The sequence below is a fragment of the Marinobacter sp. L-13 genome, assembly GCF_056857715.1.
In genome coordinates this window covers 1-23,657 of the sequence record NZ_JBSXNQ010000060.1, presented here as the reverse complement: position 1 = coordinate 23,657, position 23,657 = coordinate 1, and the positions used below count along the sequence as shown (strand labels likewise).

General features: G+C 57.6%; 29 protein-coding genes and 1 pseudogene. 24 read left to right on the top strand and 6 right to left on the bottom strand.

Features of this window, described 5'->3' with window-relative positions; translation table 11 throughout:
- The first annotated feature begins 20 nt into the window (after window positions 1-20).
- From AC13DD_RS14495 to AC13DD_RS14475, 5 genes are all read left to right on the top strand, one after another.
- Window positions 21-938, top strand: a complete 918-nt coding sequence (locus AC13DD_RS14495; RefSeq protein ID WP_011783429.1) for a DUF3150 domain-containing protein — start codon at window positions 21-23, stop codon at window positions 936-938.
- A gap of 8 nt (window positions 939-946) precedes the next feature.
- On the top strand, window positions 947-2,701 hold the full coding sequence (locus AC13DD_RS14490; protein ID WP_482931337.1) for a VWA domain-containing protein: 1,755 nt from the start codon (window positions 947-949) through the stop codon (window positions 2,699-2,701).
- 76 nt (window positions 2,702-2,777) lie between these two features.
- Entirely contained in the window at window positions 2,778-3,074 is a 297-nt protein-coding gene (locus AC13DD_RS14485; protein ID WP_011783431.1) for a hypothetical protein, read from the top strand.
- A 70-nt stretch (window positions 3,075-3,144) separates the two neighbouring features.
- Window positions 3,145-3,306, top strand: a complete 162-nt coding sequence (locus AC13DD_RS14480; protein ID WP_157680783.1) for a hypothetical protein — start codon at window positions 3,145-3,147, stop codon at window positions 3,304-3,306.
- Between the two features lie 83 nt (window positions 3,307-3,389).
- Window positions 3,390-4,469 carry a toprim domain-containing protein gene (locus tag AC13DD_RS14475; protein ID WP_482931336.1) on the top strand — a complete coding sequence of 360 codons (1,080 nt, stop codon included), beginning with the start codon at window positions 3,390-3,392 and terminating at the stop codon, window positions 4,467-4,469.
- A 50-nt stretch (window positions 4,470-4,519) separates the two neighbouring features.
- Here the strand turns inward: AC13DD_RS14475 and AC13DD_RS14470 are convergent, their stop codons facing one another.
- Entirely contained in the window at window positions 4,520-5,242 is a 723-nt protein-coding gene (locus tag AC13DD_RS14470; RefSeq protein ID WP_482931335.1) for a DNA-binding protein, read from the bottom strand.
- 639 nt (window positions 5,243-5,881) lie between these two features.
- On the opposite strand from AC13DD_RS14470, the gene AC13DD_RS14465 reads away from it, so the two are divergent.
- The 9 genes from AC13DD_RS14465 (at window position 5,882) to AC13DD_RS14425 (ending at window position 9,796) form a co-directional block, all read left to right on the top strand.
- Complete coding sequence (locus AC13DD_RS14465; protein WP_482931334.1) at window positions 5,882-6,304, top strand: hypothetical protein; 423 nt, start codon at window positions 5,882-5,884, stop codon at window positions 6,302-6,304.
- Window positions 6,305-6,412: 108 nt separating this feature from the next.
- Window positions 6,413-6,574 carry a hypothetical protein gene (locus AC13DD_RS14460; protein WP_171040003.1) on the top strand — a complete coding sequence of 54 codons (162 nt, stop codon included), beginning with the start codon at window positions 6,413-6,415 and terminating at the stop codon, window positions 6,572-6,574.
- Between the two features lie 12 nt (window positions 6,575-6,586).
- Entirely contained in the window at window positions 6,587-6,868 is a 282-nt protein-coding gene (locus tag AC13DD_RS14455; RefSeq protein ID WP_138436168.1) for a hypothetical protein, read from the top strand.
- A 3-nt stretch (window positions 6,869-6,871) separates the two neighbouring features.
- Window positions 6,872-7,171: a hypothetical protein gene (locus AC13DD_RS14450; protein ID WP_072678493.1), complete on the top strand. Its 300-nt coding sequence runs from the start codon at window positions 6,872-6,874 to the stop codon at window positions 7,169-7,171.
- A gap of 8 nt (window positions 7,172-7,179) precedes the next feature.
- Window positions 7,180-7,596, top strand: a complete 417-nt coding sequence (locus tag AC13DD_RS14445; RefSeq protein WP_041657520.1) for a hypothetical protein — start codon at window positions 7,180-7,182, stop codon at window positions 7,594-7,596.
- A 9-nt stretch (window positions 7,597-7,605) separates the two neighbouring features.
- Window positions 7,606-8,193 carry a YdbT family protein gene (locus AC13DD_RS14440; RefSeq protein WP_072678494.1) on the top strand — a complete coding sequence of 196 codons (588 nt, stop codon included), beginning with the start codon at window positions 7,606-7,608 and terminating at the stop codon, window positions 8,191-8,193.
- A gap of 7 nt (window positions 8,194-8,200) precedes the next feature.
- Window positions 8,201-8,695 (top strand): hypothetical protein, encoded by a 495-nt coding sequence (locus tag AC13DD_RS14435; protein ID WP_482931333.1) that lies wholly within the window; start codon window positions 8,201-8,203, stop codon window positions 8,693-8,695.
- A 44-nt stretch (window positions 8,696-8,739) separates the two neighbouring features.
- A complete protein-coding gene (locus AC13DD_RS14430) occupies window positions 8,740-9,510 on the top strand; it encodes a hypothetical protein (RefSeq protein WP_482931332.1) in 771 nt (256 codons plus the stop codon).
- Between the two features lie 46 nt (window positions 9,511-9,556).
- Window positions 9,557-9,796, top strand: coding sequence for a hypothetical protein (locus AC13DD_RS14425; protein ID WP_072678497.1), 240 nt, complete (start codon window positions 9,557-9,559; stop codon window positions 9,794-9,796).
- Between the two features lie 45 nt (window positions 9,797-9,841).
- Here AC13DD_RS14425 and AC13DD_RS14420 read toward each other — a convergent pair whose 3' ends face one another.
- The 4 genes from AC13DD_RS14420 to AC13DD_RS14405 all read right to left on the bottom strand — a co-directional run bounded on the left by AC13DD_RS14420 (window position 9,842) and on the right by AC13DD_RS14405 (window position 13,030).
- Window positions 9,842-10,072: a hypothetical protein gene (locus AC13DD_RS14420; RefSeq protein WP_072678498.1), complete on the bottom strand. Its 231-nt coding sequence runs from the start codon at window positions 10,070-10,072 to the stop codon at window positions 9,842-9,844.
- Between the two features lie 5 nt (window positions 10,073-10,077).
- Window positions 10,078-10,851 carry a DsbA family protein gene (locus AC13DD_RS14415; protein WP_011783443.1) on the bottom strand — a complete coding sequence of 258 codons (774 nt, stop codon included), beginning with the start codon at window positions 10,849-10,851 and terminating at the stop codon, window positions 10,078-10,080.
- 328 nt (window positions 10,852-11,179) lie between these two features.
- The gene (locus AC13DD_RS14410; protein ID WP_482931331.1) at window positions 11,180-12,040 is read right to left on the bottom strand and encodes a VOC family protein; all 861 of its coding nucleotides are present in this window, start codon (window positions 12,038-12,040) and stop codon (window positions 11,180-11,182) included.
- Window positions 12,041-12,337: 297 nt separating this feature from the next.
- Window positions 12,338-13,030, bottom strand: coding sequence for a GntR family transcriptional regulator (locus AC13DD_RS14405; protein ID WP_482931330.1), 693 nt, complete (start codon window positions 13,028-13,030; stop codon window positions 12,338-12,340).
- Between the two features lie 165 nt (window positions 13,031-13,195).
- On the opposite strand from AC13DD_RS14405, the gene AC13DD_RS14400 reads away from it, so the two are divergent.
- The 8 genes from AC13DD_RS14400 (at window position 13,196) to AC13DD_RS14365 (ending at window position 22,017) form a co-directional block, all read left to right on the top strand.
- Entirely contained in the window at window positions 13,196-14,443 is a 1,248-nt protein-coding gene (locus AC13DD_RS14400; protein ID WP_482931329.1) for an MFS transporter, read from the top strand.
- Window positions 14,444-14,625: 182 nt separating this feature from the next.
- Window positions 14,626-15,633, top strand: a complete 1,008-nt coding sequence (locus AC13DD_RS14395; protein ID WP_482931328.1) for a TAXI family TRAP transporter solute-binding subunit — start codon at window positions 14,626-14,628, stop codon at window positions 15,631-15,633.
- 27 nt (window positions 15,634-15,660) lie between these two features.
- Window positions 15,661-17,658, top strand: coding sequence for a TRAP transporter permease (locus AC13DD_RS14390; RefSeq protein ID WP_482931327.1), 1,998 nt, complete (start codon window positions 15,661-15,663; stop codon window positions 17,656-17,658).
- Window positions 17,659-17,682: 24 nt separating this feature from the next.
- Window positions 17,683-19,035 carry an aromatic ring-hydroxylating oxygenase subunit alpha gene (locus AC13DD_RS14385; protein ID WP_482931326.1) on the top strand — a complete coding sequence of 451 codons (1,353 nt, stop codon included), beginning with the start codon at window positions 17,683-17,685 and terminating at the stop codon, window positions 19,033-19,035.
- Between the two features lie 3 nt (window positions 19,036-19,038).
- Window positions 19,039-19,536, top strand: coding sequence for an aromatic-ring-hydroxylating dioxygenase subunit beta (locus AC13DD_RS14380; protein ID WP_482931325.1), 498 nt, complete (start codon window positions 19,039-19,041; stop codon window positions 19,534-19,536).
- Between the two features lie 10 nt (window positions 19,537-19,546).
- On the top strand, window positions 19,547-20,587 hold the full coding sequence (locus tag AC13DD_RS14375) for a zinc-binding dehydrogenase (protein ID WP_482931324.1): 1,041 nt from the start codon (window positions 19,547-19,549) through the stop codon (window positions 20,585-20,587).
- Between the two features lie 16 nt (window positions 20,588-20,603).
- Window positions 20,604-21,623 (top strand): FAD-binding oxidoreductase, encoded by a 1,020-nt coding sequence (locus AC13DD_RS14370; RefSeq protein ID WP_482931323.1) that lies wholly within the window; start codon window positions 20,604-20,606, stop codon window positions 21,621-21,623.
- Window positions 21,624-21,744: 121 nt separating this feature from the next.
- Complete coding sequence (locus AC13DD_RS14365; RefSeq protein WP_482931322.1) at window positions 21,745-22,017, top strand: hypothetical protein; 273 nt, start codon at window positions 21,745-21,747, stop codon at window positions 22,015-22,017.
- A 3-nt stretch (window positions 22,018-22,020) separates the two neighbouring features.
- Here AC13DD_RS14365 and AC13DD_RS14360 read toward each other — a convergent pair.
- A pseudogene (locus AC13DD_RS14360) lies at window positions 22,021-22,752 on the bottom strand (IS3 family transposase); the annotation flags it as partial.
- Between the two features lie 75 nt (window positions 22,753-22,827).
- On the opposite strand from AC13DD_RS14360, the gene AC13DD_RS14355 reads away from it, so the two are divergent.
- Together AC13DD_RS14355 and AC13DD_RS14350 are read left to right on the top strand one after the other, a co-directional pair.
- Complete coding sequence (locus AC13DD_RS14355; protein ID WP_011783516.1) at window positions 22,828-23,133, top strand: IS3 family transposase; 306 nt, start codon at window positions 22,828-22,830, stop codon at window positions 23,131-23,133.
- Window positions 23,134-23,159: 26 nt separating this feature from the next.
- Window positions 23,160-23,585 (top strand): IS3 family transposase, encoded by a 426-nt coding sequence (locus AC13DD_RS14350; RefSeq protein ID WP_482931321.1) that lies wholly within the window; start codon window positions 23,160-23,162, stop codon window positions 23,583-23,585.
- Window positions 23,586-23,657 lie beyond the last annotated feature (72 nt).

Genomic DNA, 23,657 nt, shown 5'->3' with positions numbered 1-23,657 from the left:
CTCAACTCAGGAGATCCGACATGGAATTTATCCATGGAACCACCCTTGTCTATTTGAAAATGCGTTGCTGGTCCGGCGAGAAAAAAGCCTCACGGGACAGCGATATTCTTTTAGGCGTCAACGGCAAACTACCGCCACAGAAATTGCTGGACCTGGGCCGGAAGAAAATATTTCCGCCCAGGGCTCTCGATCCGCTGCTGAATAAGCGAAAAGCGGCTGAAAGAGCGTGTCTGGCACAGGGAACCCGCTTTATGGGTGGTTTCGCCGTTCGCGACGATGCCATCGATGACGTGGTTGCCAGACTGGAAACCGTAAAGCAGTCCTTTGAGTCAGCGTTGCAGCAATTTCTCAACGATTTTGACAGGAACAAAGAGGACTGGATCACGGAGAACGACGAATACGCTCACATTATCCGGGACCAGGTACCAGACCGGGAAACGGTAGCGAACGCATTCAAGTTCGAGTTCAAGCTCTACAAACTCCAGCCCCTTGAGGGTTTTGAGCCGGATGAGGTCGAAATTGCTGACCAGATCCTGCACGAAATAGGCCTCAGCTGCCGGGAAATGTCCGATCGTCTGCTGGAGCGGAAACGCGCCATCAGCGGTCAGAACCTCTCGAAGCAGCTGGACCCACTGGTCAGCAAACTGGACACCCTGAGCTTTGGCAACGGTCGGATTCTCAGGGTCCTGAGTGAGTTCCGAGCACTTCGGGAATCCATCCCCGCGGTTCGGATCGATCAGGATCACCCGTGTTTCGGGCGTGTGCTGACCTTTCTGACCATGTGTTCCGACGATAAAAAGCTGGAATGCATCGTAAACGGCCAGTTCTCGGTGACCAGGCTCATTGAAGGACTGAGAACGGATGTGAGCGAAAGCGGCGCTTCACTTGCATCAACCACACCAAAACCGTCTGTCGTTTCGATGGGCGCCTACTTCTAGGGGGTTATATGAGACATCAGAAAACTGCCCTGGAACGGGCATTGCCGATCGTAGCTGCGGCCTATGGGGAGCAGTTTGGGGTTCGCGTTGTGCTTTCGGGCAGCGATGCGTGCACCAACGGCCAGACGATTGTTCTACCGATGCTCGATTCGCTGTCTGAGCTAAAAGATGTTCTGTTCGGATATCTGGCTCATGAATCGGCTCACATTCGTGATTCCGACTTCACCACATTGAGCAGGTGCCGGTCGGCGATCGAACGCAACCTGACCAACCTGATTGAGGACATCCGGATAGAAGGCCTGATTCAGGACGCTTTTCCCGGTACCCGATTCACCCTGACGGCAATGGAGGAATATATCCATGCACAGGGATGGACCCCCGTACCAAGCAGTGAAGAAAACGAAGCATCACAGCTGTTTCGTTACCTCTACCACCGCTTGTATGGAGAGTATCTGTCCCGCGAGGTCTACCGACCGATCATCACTGCCAGTCGACAGGTAGTAGAGCAAACCTTTCCCGCTGGCTTTTTCGTCCGTTTGGATGGATTGCTTGGGAAATACATGACCAACCTGCAGTGCAGTGACGATTGTCTTAAAGTTGCCCGAGCAATACTCAAGGCGCTGAAAGACGCTGAGGATGAGAAACAACAGCAGCAAACCGATGCCGGTGAAGCTCCGCAGCAGGACAAGCCCTCCCAGGGCGAGTCGTCTGGTGGAAGCGGAAGCCAGGACGCTGATGCCAATGAATCAACCTCAGAAAACCAGGGGGCAGGGGAGTCCGATTCTCCGGAGGATCCAGCCACCGCCCCGTCGTCCTGCACGGACCCGGCGAATCCGTCCGTTAGCTCCGATCCCGGGGATAACTCAACGGACGGCACGATGGATCAATCATCGAATGGCGCATCGACTCACGATCGGATCTTGCAAGAAACCGATTTGCCGGAAGATACCGCCAACCAACTGCGTGATGCTTTGTCGTCTCAAGCCCGCAAAGACCAGTCTGGACAGCATTTCCAGATTGATTCAGCTGTGGGGGAACTTGGTGGCAACGACCGGGGTGACAACGGGCAATTGCAGGCGGGCATTCTGACGTCGTCAGCGATCCGCAGTCGCCTGATTGGCCTGCTTCAAGCCCAAACCCGTCAGTCTCAGAGGCTTCATATCAGGGGCAGACGGGTAGACGGTCGTCGACTGAGCCGTCTGGCTTCAGGTGATGCTCGCGTGTTTATCCAGCGCGATGAGACATCGCGACCGGAGACCTCGGTGCATGTTCTGCTTGATTGCAGTGGTTCCATGCAGCATCAGCAAGAAATTGCTAACCAGGCAACGGTCTCACTGGCGCTGGCGATATCAACGATTCCCAAGTGTGACATCGCAGTTTCGATGTTTCCCGGGAACGGTGGTTCTGTCAGCCCCATGATCCGACGCGGACAACCCGTTCGCCCGAATCTGGGGAGGTTTTGCGTGGACTCCGGTGGAGGAACTCCTCTGGCGGAAGCCATGCTTTACGCAGCCCGTGAACTTACTGCGAGCCACAAAGCTCGTCAGGTGATGATCGTCATAACCGATGGGGACCCCAACAATCCCCAGGCAGTGAACTACCTCAACGGCCTGATCAAAGGCCATATCGACACCTACGCCATCGGCATAGGGTCACCAGCGGTGAAACGCTTCTTCGAGAACTGGTGCGTCATCAGCGATGTGAGTCAGCTCCAATCGGCGCTTTTCAGCATCGCGAGCAACGTGCTCGAACTCGATATGTGATTTCACTTCTTTCCACCAACCCAGCGGGAACACGTTACCCGCAAGGGGTTGGCGTGTTTCTCCGCAAGGAGGACACATGGAGAACTACACCAGAAAACCGGAGCTCAGTGCGCCTTTGGGCGAACCGCTGGCGTTCCAGGACCAGGAGATCCCTGTCATCAGGGAAAAACTCCTGATCGAAACCGTCCGAAGTGCCTTTGGCGAATCACGTGGTGGCCTGCGAAGGAAGCCGTCTGATGAAGCCTGGGATTGGATACTGTCTGAAAACCGGGAAATGCCCTTTTCGTTTGCGCAGTGCTGTCGTGAATGGGAAGTCGACCCCGACAAAATGCTCGATTGGCTTCGGTACTACCGGCGCAAATTCATGAGCTGACTCAACCCCCACAAGGGACACACTGTCCCTCATGGGCTGGTGTGTCCCGTTCTTTTGAAAGGAACTCACCATGCCCTCATCCGAAAAAATCGAGCAAAGCCTGACAACCCGTCAGGGCAAGCCGATCCGCCTCATCACCATCTATGAGCCCGAGCGTGTCACCGAACTGTTTTACCAGCAGTTCGGTGACACCTGGGTGCCCTATAAGCGAGTCGTCCTGACGATTCACTGATGTCTCTGAGGGGGCTTTCGCCCCTTCTGTCCACTGCTCTGCAGTGGCAATCCATTGATAGTCACTGTTATTGAGGAGAAAACATGAATAAAAGAGACTCAACCAGCCTGAAACGCCGAATGGAGGGCCGCTGGCTCAGTGCCTTTCTGGCGCTTGCTCCGGCTCTGGAACAGGCCATCAGTAAAGTGGGCACCAATGTGCCTTGCCCCGTAGAGGGTGGTGTGGATGGATTTCGGCTTTTCCGCGACGCCAACATTACTGGAGGTGGCGTAAAACAGAACTGGCGCGTCATTCCCGAAGGCATCGATATGCTGATGTGGGTCAATGAGTGGTCCTTTACCAGGGCCTATGACGAACTCGAAGCCTTTCTTGGCAATCGATCTGTCGTAGCCGGACCGATACGTGTGCCCCAGCCAAAACCCATTGACGAGACCACGCTCAGGCTATGGTTGAATCAGGTTTGGCGGGAATCGGTATCCTTAAACGATCTGCGTGCCTATCCCGCAAGGGCCTACTTTGAGCGCAGAAGAGTGAAGAAAGCCGCGATGTCAGCCTGTGACCTGAGATTCCATTGCGCCCTGAATTACGTGGGCGCAGATGGCGGAGTTTTGGGGACCTATGGCGCGGTACTGGCCCTGGTTCGCAACAGTGCGGGAGAGCCGGTATCCATTCATCGGACATTCATCACCAAGAGTGGCCTGAAAGTGGATTTTCTGGGACGTAAGAATAAAGCCAGAAAACTGACCCCCTCTGTGAATAAACACAGTAAGGGACGGCAGATCCGCCTCTTTCAGCAACCAAAAGGCGTCATTGGGATCGCGGAAGGGCTGGAAACGGCTCTCGCGGTGTCGCAGATGACAGGCCTGACGGTTTGGCCAACGCTATCAACCACCATGCTGCAGTCGTTTGAGCCGCCAGAAGGCGTCAACACAGTACTTGTGATGGTGGATAAAGATAGAAACCAGGCCGGAGAAATCGCTGCCAACACCCTGACTCAGCGTCTGACTGAGAAGGGGGTAGCTGTGATTCAACTTCTGCCACCAACGCCGATTCTTGAATCGGACATTAAAGGTGTCGATTGGGCAGATCAGCTGGTGAGAGATCCTCGAGGGTTTGACCTCGTCTCTCAGGTGCTGAAAGATCGTCCACGAAAGACAGCTTAAATAACCATTGCCAAGGTCCAGGGGGGAAGCCAGACCCCTTGGGCCCTGGCTTACTTTTTGGTCATCGGGCCAATGGGTTTCATTTTCTCAAGCAGTTGGTCGATTTGTTTGGCATGATGCTGCGAAAGCTCATCCATTTGCGCTCTGAGTAAGCTTATCGTCTTGGCGAGCTCCTCATTCTCCCTTTTCTCTTCTTTCAAGGCCTCAAGCGCAGCGTCTTTTAGCGCGCCTTCATGCTGGTATTTTTCCTGAGCCACCGCCAATGAGCGCTCAAGTTCTGAGACCTGGCGCTGTAGAATTTCTATATCTTTTCGAGCGGATTTCAGCTCGGACGATAATTTAATGCGCTCAGCGCGAGCATAACCGAGATCTTCTTCGAGCTCCTGCAGCATGGATTGGGCATCCAGCAACTCGGCCCTCGCTTTTTCCTGTTCCTTTCGGCTCATCTCCATATCCGACGCTGTTTGCTGCTGGATATGCGTTTCTGATTTTTCGTAAAGCTCAAGCGCTAACTGGCGCACACAGTCCATCAAAGGGGAGGCCAAGTCCTTCAGCGAGTGCTCGATATCTTTGGGTAGTCCCTGAGTTCTGGCGCTTGGACGCCCTTGGTTGCGCTCAGCTTCACAATGCTCCTCCCATACCCGAAGAAGGCGGTCTGGCGATCCACCCCCGGTCATTTTTCTGAGACCAAAGCCAGTAATCCGACGGCCCGCTTCCTGCAATTTTTTGCCGGCAGCAATGATTGCTTCATTGGATATTTCCGGGTGCCGCATGGCTAATCCTTCCGTGTTGTGGATGTGCCTAACAATAACAAAGAAACAAAAGAAACAAAAGAAACAAACTAATTATGGTTGTTTGAAGTGACCCAACTGAGATAGTGGCGTTTACTCAATGCTTCTCGCCAGGGAGTCTATGAGCGCTTTGGTTTGAGGGCTCTCGCAATCGGCTAAGCGGATGCAGTAAGCGTTGCGGTATTTCTGACCTGCAGGTGCAAGTGGGTCATAGCCGTTCAGCTGTTCAAGACTGCGAAATGCCCCACAGCGGGAGCAATGAGGTCTGTCGATGCTGAGGACGTTCGATTGATCACTGGACATTGTGAGTTTCCGGCATGCTTTGATTGCTTCGCGATTCGCGCTGTTTTTGAGGATCACATGAGTGCGACCGTCGCACCAAGTGTCTTAGAAACATACGCCAGGAACAAGATATCGTCTGAAGACAATGGGGTGAGTTGCCGGATCACGAGAGTGTGAGAGGGTAGTTTTGTGATCATTCGTGAGGGCTAACCCATGGTTTCAGCGATTTCCGGCATAGATTTGAACAAGCTCCAATGTCGGGGCCTATCCTCATCAAGGCACCGAAAAATAGCGCTATTCAGCACCCTCTCAATATGGGGCGGCACTGGCTACCTGTTGGTGAAGCTGGCGTTGTTACTTGAAGCGTCCGGTCTGGCTGACGAGGTAGGGCTGGCCTTAGCCTCAACAATTCTGGTCCATTTCATAGTAACCGGACAATGTGTGGTGCAGGCGATTGCCCGAACATTGGTCGAGAAAACACCTGTCGGTATTCTGTACCGGCGGGACAAGGCGGTTTTATCCATGGCGAGGGCTCAGTTGCTGGACCTGGCGGATAAAAACGCTTTCGAAGAGTTGCAAAGCTACGCAAAGATTAACCCTGCTGTGGCCGTTGCCGCCGCCGAGGTTATTGCGCACCAGAGTGCGGGTGACCTTCAGCAATGGCTAAGTGCCCCTCAAAACCTCAAGGCAATGGCAAATCATGTATACCAACTGGCTCTGGTAGAGGAAGCCATAAAGGCCGGCGACTACCCAAGACCCTAGTCCCCCAACATCCTCAAAAGGGTCGCTCCATGGTGATCCTTTATCTCTCTTCGGCGCCGGTTGTTCTGCCTACCATCTACCGCTGTTGTTGATAGAGGAGAGCAGGGCATGTTCATCACCACACCATTTATCCGGTATTTCGTTAACCGGCTTTATGAATCCGGAAAACTCGATCTTCAGCAACGTGACCAGCTGATTCTTCAGGATCGCCAGTTCAATGTCGCAATTACCGGCGCAGCCCTGTTCCTAATCGCGTCTCTGTTTATCTGATTGGAGTCTTCTTTGAACAATATTGTGCCTTTCGGATTCAAAGACAGAAAAAGATCGCCACAGATGTTCTCGGCTGATCTCTACGCCAGTGATCGGCGGAAATATCAATTCCAGACCGATGCAGAGTCGGTGACCGCCGTTTATTTCAAAGCCGTTGCCTTCGCGTTCCAACAGGGTGCCGCGTTAATTCAGTGCGTTGCAATCTATGATGGGGCGGTATGTGAGCGCCAATCACACCAGGCACCGGTGAAAGTGTGGCATCAGGTTGACCATCGCGCCGCCGGCCAGAGCTGAACAATGATTCGTTGGTTGAGGTCGCCTCGTTCCTACCCCGTGCTTGTTGTGGCGCTCGCTTCCATTGCGATGTTTGCTGTCATCAGGTCAGACGACCCGATAAGCCTGACGTTCCCGATTTTGCTTTTTATTTCGGCCAAGCTCAGCGTTCTTTTTGGCTTGGTTGAAATCGCCCTCTCTGTGTCCGGTTTGTACAAGTACAAAGACCGTGTTTATAGCTCGATCAGCCGCGCTATTACGGCTTTTGGCATGGCCATTAGCTTTATGTTGCTACTGGGGGCCTATGAGGCCGCGCGCCAATAGGAATAGCAATGAAAGTCTTCCATATCACGGAATACACGAGTTCGGGGCCGGTCGCAGACCGAGCTCTTTACACGCTGCTCGAAACGGTCACCAGCTTCAGCCTCTGTGAGTGTCGTGGTCGTGAACACGTCATGTTCTCGGGAATACACCCAGTCCTGGTTCTGGACCATTTCGATCAGGCCTTGAACCCACTTGCGATCATGAATCAGGTCAGAGCCTCGGAAATCAACATTGAGTGGCTGATGATCGTTGATAACTCCCCGCAACTCGATTTTTTGGAACAGCAGGGTCTCCGCCCCCTATGTCATTTGGTTCTGGGTGCGGACAGTAAACAGCGACAGTCTGTTTACCCAGCACAGACCCGAATAATCACAACGGTCTCAGGTGGCGTCAGTTTCCTGAAACAGCATCAACTGGCCGCATAGGGAGGTTTTATGGCGGAGAGTCATTCACAAGTTATCGGAGAACCAGGTTCAACGAAGAGGGTGGACGAGCCGGTTCGCTATGACGATGAGGAGGTGATCTGGCAGGGGAGTCCTTCACAGTTGGTGAATCTAGGGACGTACATTTTCTGGGGAATCATCACATTTGCCGCCGCGTTCGGACTGCTTTTGTGGAACTCTGGTATCGGGCGCTCATACGGTGATGCCTTAGATCAAGTGATCGAGTATGCAATTGCCGGCACCCTGGTATTTGCGATCCTGTCCTGTTTGATGGCTTATCTGAGCACTCGCTATGAGCGAACCGTGATTACCCGAAATAAAATCAAAGAAGCTAAAGGGATTACGTCGATTTTCCGCCGGGAACTGTTCTGTGAAATCAGCGATATAACAGATTTCAAAAGTCCCCCTGCAGGACTGATCGGAATCTTCGGGCTGTCCACTCTCGTTATAGAAACACACGATGACGATCAGCCGATCATAAGCATTCGAGCCATTCCGGACCGGGATGCTCTCATCAAACTCCTTCTTCCAGTGTGGCGCAAAGCCAAAATGGACCGAAAAGGCTATTTCGCGGAGTAACTATCCAATGAAGCCACAAGCCCTCACCATTCTATCTTTCCTGCTGGCCGCCAATGCCGTATGGGCTGATCCGCCTGAACCTGGAGAGAAATCACGCAAATTTGCGACCCAAGACAAGGCAGCTCAGCTAGTTCAAGGCTATTACCGGAAAGCAGCGATTGGGCTGTCAGACGAAGATCTCGATCGCTTTTATACAGCGCACAAACGTGAGCGACACAACAAGCTGGTACGGCGGCTTGCCACGATTACAGGCCAGAACGAAGACATTGAGCAACGGCGTGTTCTGGATATTGAGCGACTCAATGCGCAGTGCGAGACGCTAAGCCTTCAGGGAGGCCACACGTCAGGTTCTGCAACCCGGATGGCTAAGCTTATATATTCTGTGAGCAACCAATGTGTCGATTATCCACCCAGGATCCAGAGAACCATTGTGCTGTCCTATTCCTCGGACTTTGGCCAGTGGCAAATCCACCGTGTACGTAATTCGGTGGCTCAGGAATGACATTCAAGAGCCTGATCCTGAGCGTTGCGATCTGGAGTGCCGTGGTGTCCCCAACCGTTGCCGCAGAGACAGATGCCAATCGAGCAAAACCGTTCCCGGAAGTCACCTTTGATAGAGTGAATGCGATCTTTGGGGACAACCTGGATACCAGCGATCCGCGGCTTAAAACGCTGCTTCTGGCGATTGGGATGGATCACACATCGACAAGCTCACCGCACAAAAGAGAACAGGTTGGGGTGCCTTTCATTGTCCATTACGGAGCCCATTACTGGGTCAACCGATTGGCCGCCGGTGATGCCAGCATAGATGTGCTTGTGAATAATGCCCTTCTGCTGTTGTTCGCCGAGACTGAGATTCCTGGGCGGGAAGAAGCTGCCTATAGTTTGATGACGGCGGCAGCGGGATCAGGTTACTGGCCAGCGGATTACTTTATCGCTGAAACGGATCTGCAGAATCACCTGGTCCGCGATCCTGTCAACATTGTTCCATTGTCGAACGAAATTGATAGAAGCCACCTTCAAGAAGTGGCTCAGAAAACAATGGCTGCCTACAACCGATGCGCAGAGTTAGGGTTCGCACCATGCCGATACCGGATTGGATTTTGGTTGAGTAACTCTCAGCCGACGCTGGTGGATGGTCTTACTGTGTTGCAGAACGCAGTCAACACAACCTTGCGTGACACCCGTTACCAGGGTGTCCTGGATGCTGAACTTGTGTCTGCGACAACCGCTCTGGTCGAGCATGGTCATCTGATTGGGCTGACAGCCGACATGCGCCAGCAATATGACCAGTTATTGAAGAGCGTGCTCAAGTAATACCCTAAGGCTCAGCTCGTCCTAAAGGAATAGGGGCAAAGGTGAAATGAATAATGGGGAAAGTGTGCCGGAAACGAAGGCTTATAAGTGCGGACCTTATCTCGGATCGGTTGCTGCGGCCGTTCGCTATGGCTCTTTTGAAGACGTCGAAAAATTTGCGAAGTGCCTGGCCACTGCGGATAAGGAGGCGCTCATTGCTATATGGGATGCCCAAAACAAGCCGGTAAAACTATTCCTTGGCGACATCGAGCTTCTTCACAAATGCGCCGCAATACCGATCTCATAGGCCGGTAGACCAAGAAGTAAGCAGGGCTCGGGCCCATTAATTTAATCAAACCTCAGTCGAACCAACCCAGCTGTTACCCAAATAGGCATCCAGAGGAAGCCCTGTAATATCCCGCGTCGCGTATTCCAGCGTTGACTGAGTCCAGCCGCTATTAGGCGCCGGTACCTCCAGCAGGACAGCTCCGGCGGTAGTCAAAATCCTCAGATTCTGGTGCGCAATAGACGTCAAAATGTCCGGCTCATCATCCTCTTGATCCACAATGAAGGTGATCGCCACGACAGTCAGCCCCTCAGTATGTGCTGCACGGCCTGGGCTATTTGCTCGGCCGTCTTGTAGCCCTTGATCAAGTACGCATCACCAGTCTGAGTATCAATAATCCGTAGTGCCGGTGTCCCTGTTATTCCAAGCGCCTGTCCTTCCCGATAGTCACTCTCAATGCGATTCTCGTGGGCGTCCGACGCCATGCACAGGTCGATTGCGACGCCGCTAAGGCCCATACCTCGTACAAAATTCGTAAGGTCTCCAACCCCCTTACCGTTTCCGGCAGTCTCGAAAATGAACCGATCCAATGCAGCCCAGGCGACTTTGTTACCGTAAGAATCTTTCACGCACTCAATGACTTTGGCCTGCAATGCCGCTGCCGGATTATGACTTTCGAGAGGGAAGTGCTTGAACTCCCAGTTGACGGTGTTCTCTGCGTTGTCGACAACCTGTTTTAAGTCATCGTGCATTTTTCGACAGAAGGGACACTCGATATCACCAAATTCCTGAAGGGTAATCCGCGCTTCGGGGTTGCCGTAGATCAACCGGTGGTCCGGCGTTGACTGCTGCGCCAGTTCGAACTCAAACACCTTTTTCTCAAAGCCATCTTTGGCGCGCCGGCGTTCCAATACCTCCAGTCGCTGATCGACCAGGGCTACAACCTTATGTTCCGAAATTGCCTGAGATTGCCTTGGCTGACCCTTCAAGGACTGAATCTCCGAATATTGATAAGCAAGAGCAGTCGACATGGCTCCGAGTGTTGCAATCAGAGCAATATGGGGAAGTTTGGGCATATTACGCGCTATCCAGAGAGAGATCTGGGCATCCTAGCGGTGCCACCGGCAGCTGTTTCAACAAAAAGATCTGTTCTGCCAGACCCATTTCAGGTCAAGGTGCCGCTACTGGCATAGGTGACTCTGCCTTCTGGGTCCATCAGTACCAGGAATTGGCCCTGATCCTTGGAGTGCCCTCGAAATGGCTCATATTGGGACATCTTTCCCATCCTCCGAAACGAAAAGAGGCCCGCACAGCGGGCCAAGGAGAGCAACAACCTTAGGAACAAAAAATGAACGGATTATTGCCAGTCATTCCCATACTTGATCATCAAACCAGCTAATAATTTTAGTCGCTTTTGAACTCTGCAATATCAGGCTTTGAGCCCCACATGCAAAAGCCAGATGGCTCTAAAGGGAACTGGCGTGGGCGATGTGTGTCTTCATTTTCAATAGCAGAAACGCCGCAGGAATACTCAAATATCATGCCATCCGGCCCCTCAAAATAAAGGAATCGTGCACCGGAAGTTGGGTGGCGACCAGGGCCGAACACAACCTTGATTCCTTCTTCTTGCAGGAAGTACCAGGAGCGCATAATGTCGTCCACGGTTTCAACCTGATGGTTGATATGCTGAATACCGCTGCGAGTAGTGGGGAAAAGAGCAACCCGGTGATGAATATCATCAATTCGAAGCAATGCAGAAGGGCCGATCCAGTCACTTACCCGGGCATTGAACACGCCAGTCCACATGGCTTCGTCCCGGGCCGGGTCAGTGGAACATAAACCGACATGGCTAAAACCCGTTATTCCCGCATCACGGCTTGGAAAGTAACGCCGACCACTAACATATGGACGCCATGCCAGCTCAATTTTGTTGCCGGTCAGGTCGTGAAAACGGACGAAGCTGTGCACAAACCGCTGCTCACACTCTTCCTGTGTCCCTTGATGTACCGAAAAGCCCGCAGCTTCCAGCTCACTAGCTGCACGACTTAACTGCTCACCATCGCCTACTTCAAAAGCAAGCGTATGGTCTGACGGGTCCCCTTCAAAATAACATAGCGTATGGTCCCGGCTATCAGAGCGGAAATAGGCACAGCCTTTCCCCTGGCGAACCAGTTCCAAGCCTAAAATACGTGTCGCGAAGTCTGTTGCGCCAGCAAGGTCTCGTGTTCCTAACCGTGCATAGGTAACGTCGTGAAGATCGATCATGTCACAACTCCTGTTGTTTTTGTGTCTAATTAAAACAACTCTAACAAAGCCAGGGCATAGCTGGTAATGAATATAAGAGCCCGGGCTATATCTTTTACTTATGCTACGAGTCATTCAGAGTGGGGTGGGAATTTTACATTACTGAAGGGCATCTTTTTGCGAATAACTCATACGCTGTTTTCCCCTAGCGCACAGCCAGAAGCAGAAGACACACTAGGACGAGCAGCACATTACTTCCTAAGCCCGCCTGCCTCTATCATTTTACATTCTCTTTGAAACATATTTATTGGCTATTGATCATTCCACCGGAATGGGCTTCATCAGAAGCTTGCCCTTACGCACCAGCTCCAGAGTAATTTCCATGGTGCGGCGTATATGGAGCTCGGTGGCTTCGCAGGCGGCCTCCGCATCACGCTCCAATGCCGCCCGATAGATCGCCTCGTGCTCAAGGTGCACGTCCCGCGGCACATCTTCACGCACCTGCCGCGAGAGGTTGCGATAGCGCATGTGCTGGTCGTACAGCCTCCGGTGCACTCCCAGCAGCAACTCAGAACGACAGCTGGCCAGTAACGCGGTGTGGAACGCGTCGTTCAGGCGCTCCCAATCCTCGTAGCGGGCATCCGGCTGCCCCTCAAGCTTGCTGACTTGATAATAAGCGGCCACCACCCCGGCCTCCCAGCGATCGTCACCGTAATGGATACTGTCGCGCAGGGTTTCACACTCAATCAGCACCCGCACCCGGGTCAGATCCTCCAGGTGCTCGGCGCTCATCGGCACCACTTGAAACCCCCGCTGCCCTTGGGAGAGCACGAAGCCTTCAGCCGAAAGCCGGCTCAAGGCCTCACGCAGCGGTGTCGCGCCGACGTCGTAGCGCATCCGTAACTGATCCACCCGCAAACGCGCCCCCGATGCCAGCTCCCCCGCGATAATGTCCTCACGCAAACGCCCGTAGGCATAGTCGGTCATGGTCTTAGGCGGTCTTGCAATCACCGTCATGTCATTCTGTTTCATGGTTCATATCCCGGTTTTGGTCTGGTCAGATCATCGCATATCTTACCGGAAATATAGAATCGATATTAATTGCAAGCATCATCGCATACTGGCAGCCTATTTTTCCAAACAATATTTCTCAAGCCTCTGTCCCAAGGTTATCCAATGAGTAAATCTGCTAGTGCCGCGCCCTACTCCGTGGCGCGCCTGATGATGATCGTCTTCGCACCCTTCGCCCTAGGGCATTTTCTGTCTACCGGTTACCGGGCGCTGAACGCCATGCTAGGCAGCACTATACAGGAAGACCTGGCCATCAGCGCCTCGGAACTGGGTCTGCTGACCAGTGCCTTTTTCCTCGCCTTCGCGCTGGCGCAGCTGCCTGTGGGCCTGCTGCTGGACCGCTACGGGCCACGCCGGGTGGAGGCCACACTGTTGCTGGTGGCGGGTCTGGGCTCGCTACTGTTCGCCCTAGGCGAGAGCTTAGCCACTCTCGCCCTAGGGCGGGCACTGGCGGGCATCGGCATGGCCTCCTGCCTGATGGCCAGTTTCAAGGCCTTCAGTCTGTGGTTCGGACCACAGCGCCTGTCGCTGTTCAATGGTTACCTGATGGCCATCGGCGGTCTAGGCATGATGAGCGCCACGGCCCCGGTGGAGTTGTTCATCAGCCATGCGTCCTGGCGTTCGCTCTTCTGGCTGCTGGCCGTGGCCTGTGTGTTCATGGCACTACTGTTGTGGTGGGTGGTGCCCGAGAAACCTAGCGAGAGCGAGAGCCACAGCGAGTCCCTGGGACAGCAGATTCGCGCACTGGGTCGACTGCTTACCGGACAACAGTTCTGGACGGTGGCGCCGGCGGCCTTCACCGCCCACGCTTTGTCATTGGCCGTGCAGGGATTGTGGATAGGCCTGTGGCTACGGGACGTCAGCGGACTCACCCGTGCCCAGGTCGGCACCCATCTGCTGTGGGTGGCGATTGCTCTGACGGCGGGGTACGCCGCTTGGGCAACGCTCGCGGACCGGCTGCGTGCGCACATCCCGCCGCTGTGGATCAGCGCCGCGGGCCTGAGTGGTTTCTGCGTAATGAACCTGCTGGTGGCCTGGCAGCCCGCGAGTTATCACCTGCCTCTGTGGATGCTGTACACCTTCATCGGCGCCAGCGGCACCCTGTTCTACTCCGGCCTCGTGGGGCTACACGAGCCGGCACTAGCCGGGCGCGTGAACACAACGCTGAACCTGGTGGTGTTCGTCGGCGCCTTCGTTCTGCAATGGGGCATCGGCGTGGTGGTAGAGGCCTGGAGTAGCCCCGGCGAGCCCCTCAGCCCGGTGGGCTACCAGGTGGCCTTCGGCACGCTGGCCGGTCTGCAATTGTTGAGCCTGCTGTGGCTGGTGCGCGGCCTGTGGCGGCAGCACCGATAAGCCCCCGGCGAAGCATTCTCGCTGACCGAGATAAAAATATATATATTTGCTTGCAATATCGTGGAACGTTGTTATATTCGAAGAACTCCACTGCTTTCGCAGAACAAAAACAACAGAGTGGCCGGCAGCCCGTCGCAGGGCGGACACGGTCGCCGAGACAAACCCTCCAGAGGAGATGAGCCATGAAGCTCAAGAACAACCTGTTGAAAACCGTCGCCGCTGGCGCCGCCTTCGCTCTGTCCGTGAGTGCTTTCGCCGAGGAGCGCGTACGCCTCCTCACCGCCCCCACGGGCTCCATCGTCCACACCACCGGTGCCGCCATTGCCAGCGTGGTCACCAAACACACCGATATGACCGTTCTGGCCGCCCCCATGAGCGGCCCCCAGATCTACGTACCCCAGGTGAACAGTGGTCAAGCCGAATTCACCCTGATGAACGCCGCCGATTCCTTCAACGCTCTGCGTGGCGGCACCGGCTATCGCACCCCCTATAAGAACCTGCGCCTGGCCGCCGTGGGCTTCACCAATGAGCTTGGCGTCATCGTCAGCCGTGACTCCGACATTCATAGCCCCGCGGACCTGAAGGGCCGTCGTGTCACTGGTGTGTTCTCCGCCCACAAGACATGCGAGCAACTAGCCACTGCGCAGCTGGCTAACCTAGAACTAACCTGGGATGATGTGCAGGTGGTTCCCGTAACTCACTCCCGCACCGCAGTACAGGCCCTTGCCGATGGCCGTGCCGACGTAGCCATGTGTGTGCCCCTGGGTCAGGCCATCGTGCAGGAAGTCAATGCCACCAAACCGATCCGTTTCCTCAGCCTGAACGACTCCCCTGAAGCCGTGAAGATCACCCGCGAGCACTTCCCCGCCGGCACAATCCGCGCCTACAAAGAAGGCGCCAACGTCGGCGTACTCTCCGACATCAATGTCTGGAGCTACCCCTTCTACCTGATAGCCAACAAGGATACTTCCGAGGACACGGTCTATCAGCTGGTGAAGGCAGTCTACGAGAACGTGAACGAGCTACGCGAGGTCAGCGGTGTATTCAAGCGTTGGATTCCTGAGCAGATGGTAGACGCCGAGCTGACCCTACCGGTTCACGATGGTGCCCGTCGCTTCTATGAAGAGAAGGGCATGTGGAGCGAAGCGGTCGAAGCCTCTCATCTGGAAAATCTAAAAACTGCCCAGTAAGCACTGATCCAAGCGGAGTCCCCACAGATGAAAGAAGAGAAAGTCGAGAACGCCGCCGTTGTGGCGCCCAGCGGGCGCCTGCGCGGTCCCTGGCTGCGGCTGGCCCAGGCTCTGCTGGCCGCCATTCCGGTGTTCGGCATGGCTTATGCCTTCAACGTCAGCTCCTACTTCGGCTATGCCATGTGGGGTCAACAGGCGGCACTGGCGGTGCTGGGCCTGGGCTTGAGCGCGACCTTCCTGCTCAAGCCGGCCGGCAGCGCCATCGTCAGCGAGGACGGCCCCGGCCGTCCTCCCCTCTACGATATATTCCTGGCCGCCCTGGCCATTGCACTGTGTGCCCAGACCGCCGTTCGCTATGAATGGCTGGTGGGCATCGGGTATCTGGGCAGCGGCCAGGAGTATTACTTCAATATCGCCGCGGCGGCTCTGACCCTGCTGCTGGTCATCGAGGCCCTGCGTCGACTGACCGGCTGGGCCATGGTCATCCTGGTGCTGGTGGCCCTCGCCTATGCCCTGGTGGCCGACAAGATGCCCGGCGCCTTCCAGGGCAGCCCCCAGCAGTTCGACTTCTTCCTGGGCTTTTTGCACCTGGACACTTCCGGCATCCTGGGCACGCCGCTGGCCGTGGTGGTCAGCACCGTGATCGCCTACGTGCTGCTGGGCAATGCCCTGTTCCGCCTCGGTGGCGGGCAGATCTTCCTGGATCTGCCGCTGGCGGCCATGGGCCGTTACCGCGGCGGCCCGGCCAAGGCCTCGGTGCTGGCCTCCTCGCTGTTCGGCTCCATTTCCGGCAGCGCCGTGGCCAATGTGGCCACCACCGGCATCGTCACCATTCCGCTGATGCAGCGCACCGGCTACAAGGGTTACCAGGCGGGTGCGATCGAGGCGGTGGGCTCCACCGGCGGGCAGCTGCTGCCGCCGATCATGGGCGCCGCGGCCTTCATCATGGCGGAGTTCCTGGGCGTACCCTACGCCGAGGTAGCACTGGCCGCCCTGTTGCCGGCGATCCTCTTCTACATGGCGCTGCTGGTGCAGATCCATCTGCACGCCGCGCGCAACGGCCACCGGGCACTGACCCGGGAGGAGCGCCCGGACGCCTGGGCCACCTTCAAGCAGCAGTGGCCGTACCTGCTGCCCATCGTGTTGCTGATGCTGCTGCTGTTCGTCTGGCGCTGGCGCCCGGAACAGGCGGGCTTCGCCAGCCTGCTGGCGGTCATCGGCGCCGCGGCCGTCGTCGGTCAGCACTCCATTCGCCCGCGCGCCCTCTACCGGGTGCTGCAGGGCGCCGGGCGCAGCCTGCTGGACATCATCGCCATCACCGCGGCCGCCGGCATCATCGTGGGCGTGCTCTCCACCACAGGGCTGAGCTTCTCGCTGGGGCTGAGCATCGCCGCGGCCGCAGGCTCCATACTGATCGTGCTGCTGATCGTCGCCGCCATCACCGCGATCGTCTTCGGTATGGGCATGCCCACCACCGCGGTGTACGTGCTGATGGCCACCCTGATCGCCCCGGCCCTGGTGGCCGCCGGTGTGGAGCCCATCGCCGCGCACCTGTTCGTGCTCTACTTCGGCGTGCTCTCCATGATCACCCCGCCGGTGTGTCTGGCCTCGTTTACCGCCGCGTCCATGGCCGGCGCGCCTTTTATGCGCACCGGCTGGAATTCGCTGCGCTTCGGGCTGGTGGCCTTCATCGTGCCGTTCATCTTCGTCGCCTCCCCCTCGCTGCTGCTGCAGGGCGATGACTGGGTGGAGACGGTGCTCGCCTTCGGCACCGCCGTGATCGGCTTTCTGATGCTGGCCGCGGCCATGGAAGGTTATCTGTTCGGGATCATCGGTCGCGCCCTGCGGGCACTCTCGCTGATCGGCGGTCTGCTGCTGATCATTCCCGAGAACGGCCGCCTGGTGCCCCTGGGCTTCCACACTGACAAGGTCGGCCTGGTACTGACACTGCTCGCCCTCGCCTGGGCCTGGTGGCAGGGCCGCGCCTACCGCAGTACCGCCGACGCTGTGAAAGCGCACGGCTGACGTTTAACCAGAGGAGAACTTGCCATGAGTGCAATTGAACAAAAGGTCGCCGGGCAAACGTCCGTGCGCGCCGCGGACATGGTGGACAGCCGCCTGGATGAGGGCGTGTTCCGCGTCGATCGGCGCATCTACACCGACGAAGAACTGTTCGAGCAGGAGATGAAACAGATCTTCGAGAACGACTGGGTCTTCCTGTGCCATGAGAGCCAGGTGCCCAACGCCGGTGACTATTACTCCACCTTCATCGGCCGCCAGCCGGTGCTGGTGATCCGCGACAAGGAAGGCAATCTGAACGGCTTCATCAACGCCTGCGCCCACCGCGGCGCGCTGTTGACCGAACGCCGCCAGGGCAACGCCACCACCCTGCGCTGCCGCTTCCACGGCTGGTGCTTCAACACCCAGGGCCGTTGCACCCGGATCAAGAACGAGAAGACCGGCTGGCCGGAAGGCGCCGACAAGGACGAGCGCAGCCTCAAGCCCATCGGCAAGCTGGGCAGCTACCGCGGTTTCGTCTTCGGCAGCCTGAACGCCGACGTGGTGGAACTTGAAGAGCATCTGGGCGAAGCCAAGCCCTTCATCGACCTGATTGCCGACCAGTCCCCCGAGGGCGCCGAGGTGATCGGCGGCCACTCCGACTACGTCATCCGCGGCAACTGGAAGATGCAGGCCGAAAACGGTGTGGACGGCTACCACGTCAGTACCGTGCACCGCGTATTCGCCGCCACCGTGATGCAGCGCGAGGAGCGCGAGGGCCGCGAGGGCACGGCCAAGACCGAGGCCGGGCGCATCGCCGGCATCGTGCCCACCGGCTGCTACGACCTGGACAACGGCCACATGATGATCTGGGCCGGCCGCGCCACCCCGGAAGTGGGCCCCCTGTGGCAGTACCGCGACAAGCTGCTGGAGCGCTTCTCCGAGGACAAGGTGCGCTGGATGCTGGAGCGCGGGCGCAACCTGTGCCTGTTCCCCAACATGCTGCTCATGGACCAGCCCTCCACCCAGATCCGCGTGTTCCGTCCGCTCTCCGTGGACCGCACGCTGGTCACCGTGTACTGCGTCGCGCCCAAGGGCGAGAGCAAGGAAGGCCGCACCGCGCGCATCCGCAAGTTCGAGGACTTCTACATGGTCACCGGCATGGCGACGCCGGATGATCTGGCCGCCCTGGAAGACTGCCAGATCGGCGCCCACGGCGAAGGCTCCCGGTGGACCGACGTCACCCGCGGCCTCTCCAGCATGCAGGAAGGCCCCGACGGCCCGGCGAAGGAGCTGGGCATCAACCCGGTGAGCAGCAACAACGACTGGGACTTCGAAACCCTCTACTACAGCTTCTACCGCAAGTGGCTGAAGCTGATGACCGGCGACAAGAAAGGGGCCTGAACGATGAGCGAGAAACTGCAGCTGTGGGCCGAGGTCAACGACCTGCTGGCCCTGGAAGCCGACCTGATGGACCGCAAGCAGTGGCAGGACTGGGTGAACCTGTACACGGAAGACTCCGTGTTCTGGATGCCCGCCTGGCGCAACGAGGACAGCTTCACCGAGGACCCGGAAACGGAGCTGAGCCTGATCTACCTGCCCAATCGGGGCATTTCGGACCGGGTGTTCCGCTTCTCCTCGGGTGACTCCTACGCCTCCACCCCGCTGCCCACCACCAGTCACACGGTGGGCAGCGTGCGGGTCCTGGACGATGATGGCGAGCACATCACCATCAGCGCCAAGGCGAGCGTGATCACCATGGACCCGCGTACCGGTGTGACTCCCCGAGGCGTGTGGTACGACATGAAGCTGCGCCGGGTGAACGGCGAGCTGAAGATCGCCTACAAAAAGGTCACCATGCTGGAGAAAACCATCGACGGCACAGTAGATGTCTACAACGTCTGAGGAGACGCCCATGCTCGCACTTTGCAAGATCGCACCCCAGACGGACGGCCTGGAAGTGAGAGAAGTCCCGATGCCGAACCCCGGCGCCGGCGAGCTGCGGCTCAAGGTCAAGCTCGCCGGTGTCTGCGGCACCGATATGCACATCTACCACTGGGCGCCTCGCATGGCGCGGCGCATGGTGCTGCCCAGGATACTAGGCCATGAAGTCTGCGGTATCGTCGAGGCCGTGGGCGAAGGTGTGAGCGGCTTTGCCCTCGGCGACCAGGTCAGCCTGGAGAGCCACATATCCTGCGGCCAGTGCCGCCCCTGCATGCTCGACCAACGCCACCTGTGCGAACACACCACCTACCCGGGCATCGACGTGGACGGCGGTTTCGCCGACTACGTGGTGGTGCCCGCCAGCATCGCCTGGAAGAACCCGGAAGGCTTCCCCGCCGAGCGCTCGGCGATGATGGAGCCCTTCGGCATCGCCGTGCACGCCTGCCACGAGGGCACCGGCGTTTCCGGCCAGACCGTGGTGGTCAATGGCTGCGGACCCATCGGCCTGATGGCCGTGGGGGTGGCGAAAGCACTGGGTGCGCGCAAGGTCATCGCCTGCGATCTCAACCCGCTGCGCCTTGCCAGCGCCGAGCGCATGGGCGCCGACGTGCTGGTCAACCCCGGCAAAGGCGGTGATCTGGTGAAGGAAGCCCGCGCCCAGACCCGGGGCGAGGGCGTGGACGTGGCCATGGAGTTCAGCGGCTCCGAGCCCGGCCTGCGGGCCTCGCTGGAGTCGCTGCGCCGGGGCGGGGATTATCGCCTGATTGGCGCCCCCTCCCACCCGGTTGAGCTGGACCTGACCCAGTGGCTGCGCACCGGCCCGACCATCCGCAACATCCACGGCCGGCGCATCTGGCGCAGCTGGCAGCAGGCGGTGGATCTGATCGACGCCGGCCTGGTGGACCTGGATCCGCTGGTCTCCCACGTGATCCCGCTCAAGGACGCCCGCGAGGCCTTCGAGCTGGTAATCCGTGGCGAGGCAGTCAAGCCGCTGCTGGCCATGAACGATTGAAGGAGGGAGCAAGCCCATGGGTCTGCCCAAGTACAACATCACCTGTGTCTTCGAAGACGGCGCCACCACGCGCTTTGAGGCCACCGCCATAGACACTGTCTACACCGCGGCGCTGCGCAGCGGCCTGAACCTGGAGACCGACTGCCGGGAAGGGGCCTGCGGCGTGTGCATGGCCCACTGCAACGAGGGCGAGGGCGATATCGGCGATATCAGCGACGAGGCCCTCACCCCGGAGCAGGAAGAGGAAGGCTATGTGCTCACCTGCCAGTTCCGGCCGCAGTCGGACCTGGTGCTGGAGTTCGGCTATCCGCTCTCCCTGCTGAAGAAGGAAGTGGCCACGCTGAACGCCAAGGTCGAGGCCCTGGAGCCGGTGGCCGATGCGGTGATGCGCCTGGCGCTTTCCACCGAGGACAAGGCCCCCGCCTTCCTGCCCGGGCAGTACATGAACATCACCATCCCCGGCACGGCGGAGGCGCGCAGCTACTCCTTCGCCAACCCGACGGCCGAGCCCGGCAAGATGGAATTCTTCATCCGTCTGCTGGAGAAGGGCGCGATGAGCGACTACCTGCGGGATCGCGCCGCCGTGGGCGACGAAATCCAGCTGCAGGGCCCCTACGGACAGTTCTTCCTGCGCAAGCCCCGAGCGGGTCATGTGCTGATGATCGCCGGCGGCACGGGGCTTGCCCCCATGCTGAGCATGCTCGAAGAACTCGCCGGCCTGGACGAGCGCCCGCAGGTCACCGTGCTCTACGGCGCCAACCAGCCGGGCGAGCTGTTCGGCCGAGAGCGCATCGAGGCCTACGGCGACTGGGTGCAACTGCAGCGCATCGTGGTCGCCGGTGATGACAACTGGGACGGCCCCACCGGCTTCGTCACCGATCTGCTCAACACCGACACCCTGCCGGACGCCGCCGCCACCGACGCGTACCTGTGCGGCCCGCCGCCCATGATCGAGGCCGCCCAGAAGGCACTGGCCGAACGTGGCGTGCCGGCTGATCGGGTATTCGCCGAGAAGTTCCTGCCATCGGGGACCTAACCAAGCATTCCGAACTGGAGCGCCTTTTCTCGCTGGATGGTCGCACAGTTCTGGTCACGGGGGCGACCCGAGGCACCGGCCTAGGGCTTCACCTAGGCCGGTGCCCATGTGGTGCTCAACGATGTACGGTCCGATGACCTGGAGCAGGGCGGCGAAAGCGCTGCGTGCGAAAGGTCTGTCGGTCTCGACCAGCGCCTTCGATGTGGTCGACGAGCAGGCCGTGACCGAGGCCATCGTCGGTCACGCGCACAGTCTGGATATTCTGGTCAACAATACCGCCGTCCAACAACGCCGCGGCTACGGGTGGATTATCAATATCGCCTCGATTGTGGGCCGCCAGGGCAAGTCGCAACTCGCCTGTAATCCCCCCATTTTTAACCGCTCATTTGAGTAGAGGTTAAGCTGCCTTACGCAGTCTGGAAGGTGGAACTCCTCCAATAGCCGTGTTCGGTCGTTCGTTGTTGTACTGCCTTGCCAGAAGCTGAGCATGGGCAATGCTTTCGAACTGATGCAAATCCAGCCATTCATGCCGTGCGGTTCGATTGAAGCGCTCGATGTAGGCATTCTGAGTGGGCTTGCCGGGCTGAATGTAGATCAGCGTTATCCGGTTTCTGTTGGCCCAGTCTATTAATGACTGTGAGATATACTCTGGCCCATTGTCACAGCGAATGGCGGCGGGCTTGCCACGCCATTCAATGACCTGATCCAGAGCACGAATCACCCGCAGTGCGGGTAATGACAAGTCGACTTCGATGCTCAGTCCTTCCCGGTTGTAGTCGTCGATCACATTGAAGGTCCGGAACGTCTTACCGCTGACTAGTTGATCACTCATGAAGTCCATTGACCAGACCTGGTTCGGTGCCGTCGGAACATCCAGCTCGCCCGGATAATCCCGCTGGATTCGTCGACGTGGCTTGATGCGTAGGTTCAGCTCCAGCTCCCGATAAATACGATACACGCGCTTATGGTTCCAGGTGTAGCCCTTCACATTGCGCAGATACAGGAAGCACAGACCAAAGCCCCAGCGTTTGTGGGTCTGGGTAAGGCGCAATAGCCAGTCAGCCACCAGAGCGTTCTCGCCACTGAGCTTTGCCTGGTACCGATAGCAGGTCTCGCTGATGCCATACACCATGTAGTGGCATAGTGGATCTGGCCACCTGATTTTGAGTGCATGATCACTCACATAATGAATCAGGTGAAGACAATGGCGAAAACTAGAAACTTCAGTCCGGAATTTCGTTTGGAGGCAGCCCAACTGGTGGTCGACCAAGGATACACAGTAAAAGCTGCCTGCGATGCCATGGGTGTCGGTAAATCCACCATGGAGTACTGGGTCCGTAAACTTCGTTCCGAACGGGCTGGCAAAGCGCCCAGAGGCGAGGCCCTGACCACAGAGCAGCGTGAGATTCAGGAACTGAAGCGCCGCCTTCGTCGGGCGGAGGAAGAGAAAGAAATCTTAAAAAAGGCTACGGCTCTCTTGATGTCGGACTCCCTGAGCAATTCTCGATAATCGAGCGACTTGAAGAGAGCCATGCGGTGCAGCGCCTGTGTCAGGTGTTTGGGGTGCATCGCAGTAGCTATCGGGCATGGCGTGACCGGGATAGAACGCCCTGTGAGGCTGAGCAAGCGCTCCAGGAGCAGGTTATCGAGGCACACGAGACCAGCAATGGTTCAGCTGGGGCACGAACGATTGCCAGCATGGTGACACAGGCCGGAATACCGCTGAGCCGGTACCGTGCCAGCCGACGGATGAAGCAGCTGGGACTGGTAAGTACGAAGCCGCCAAGCCACGGTTACAAGAAGGCCGATCAGCCGCACCTGGATATTCCAAACCTTCTTGACCGGGAGTTCGGCGTAGAGGAGCCCAATCAAGTATGGACCGGAGACATCACCTATCGTGTGCCCGGAGTCCAGGGCGAGCATGGAAGCTCAAATGGACCACGAGTCTATCTGGAATATTGAACCGGTGCTTCATGAGGAAGTAACGAACCAATCCCACCTACTGTGAGGGTGGTGAGCCTGAGCGGCAGTGAC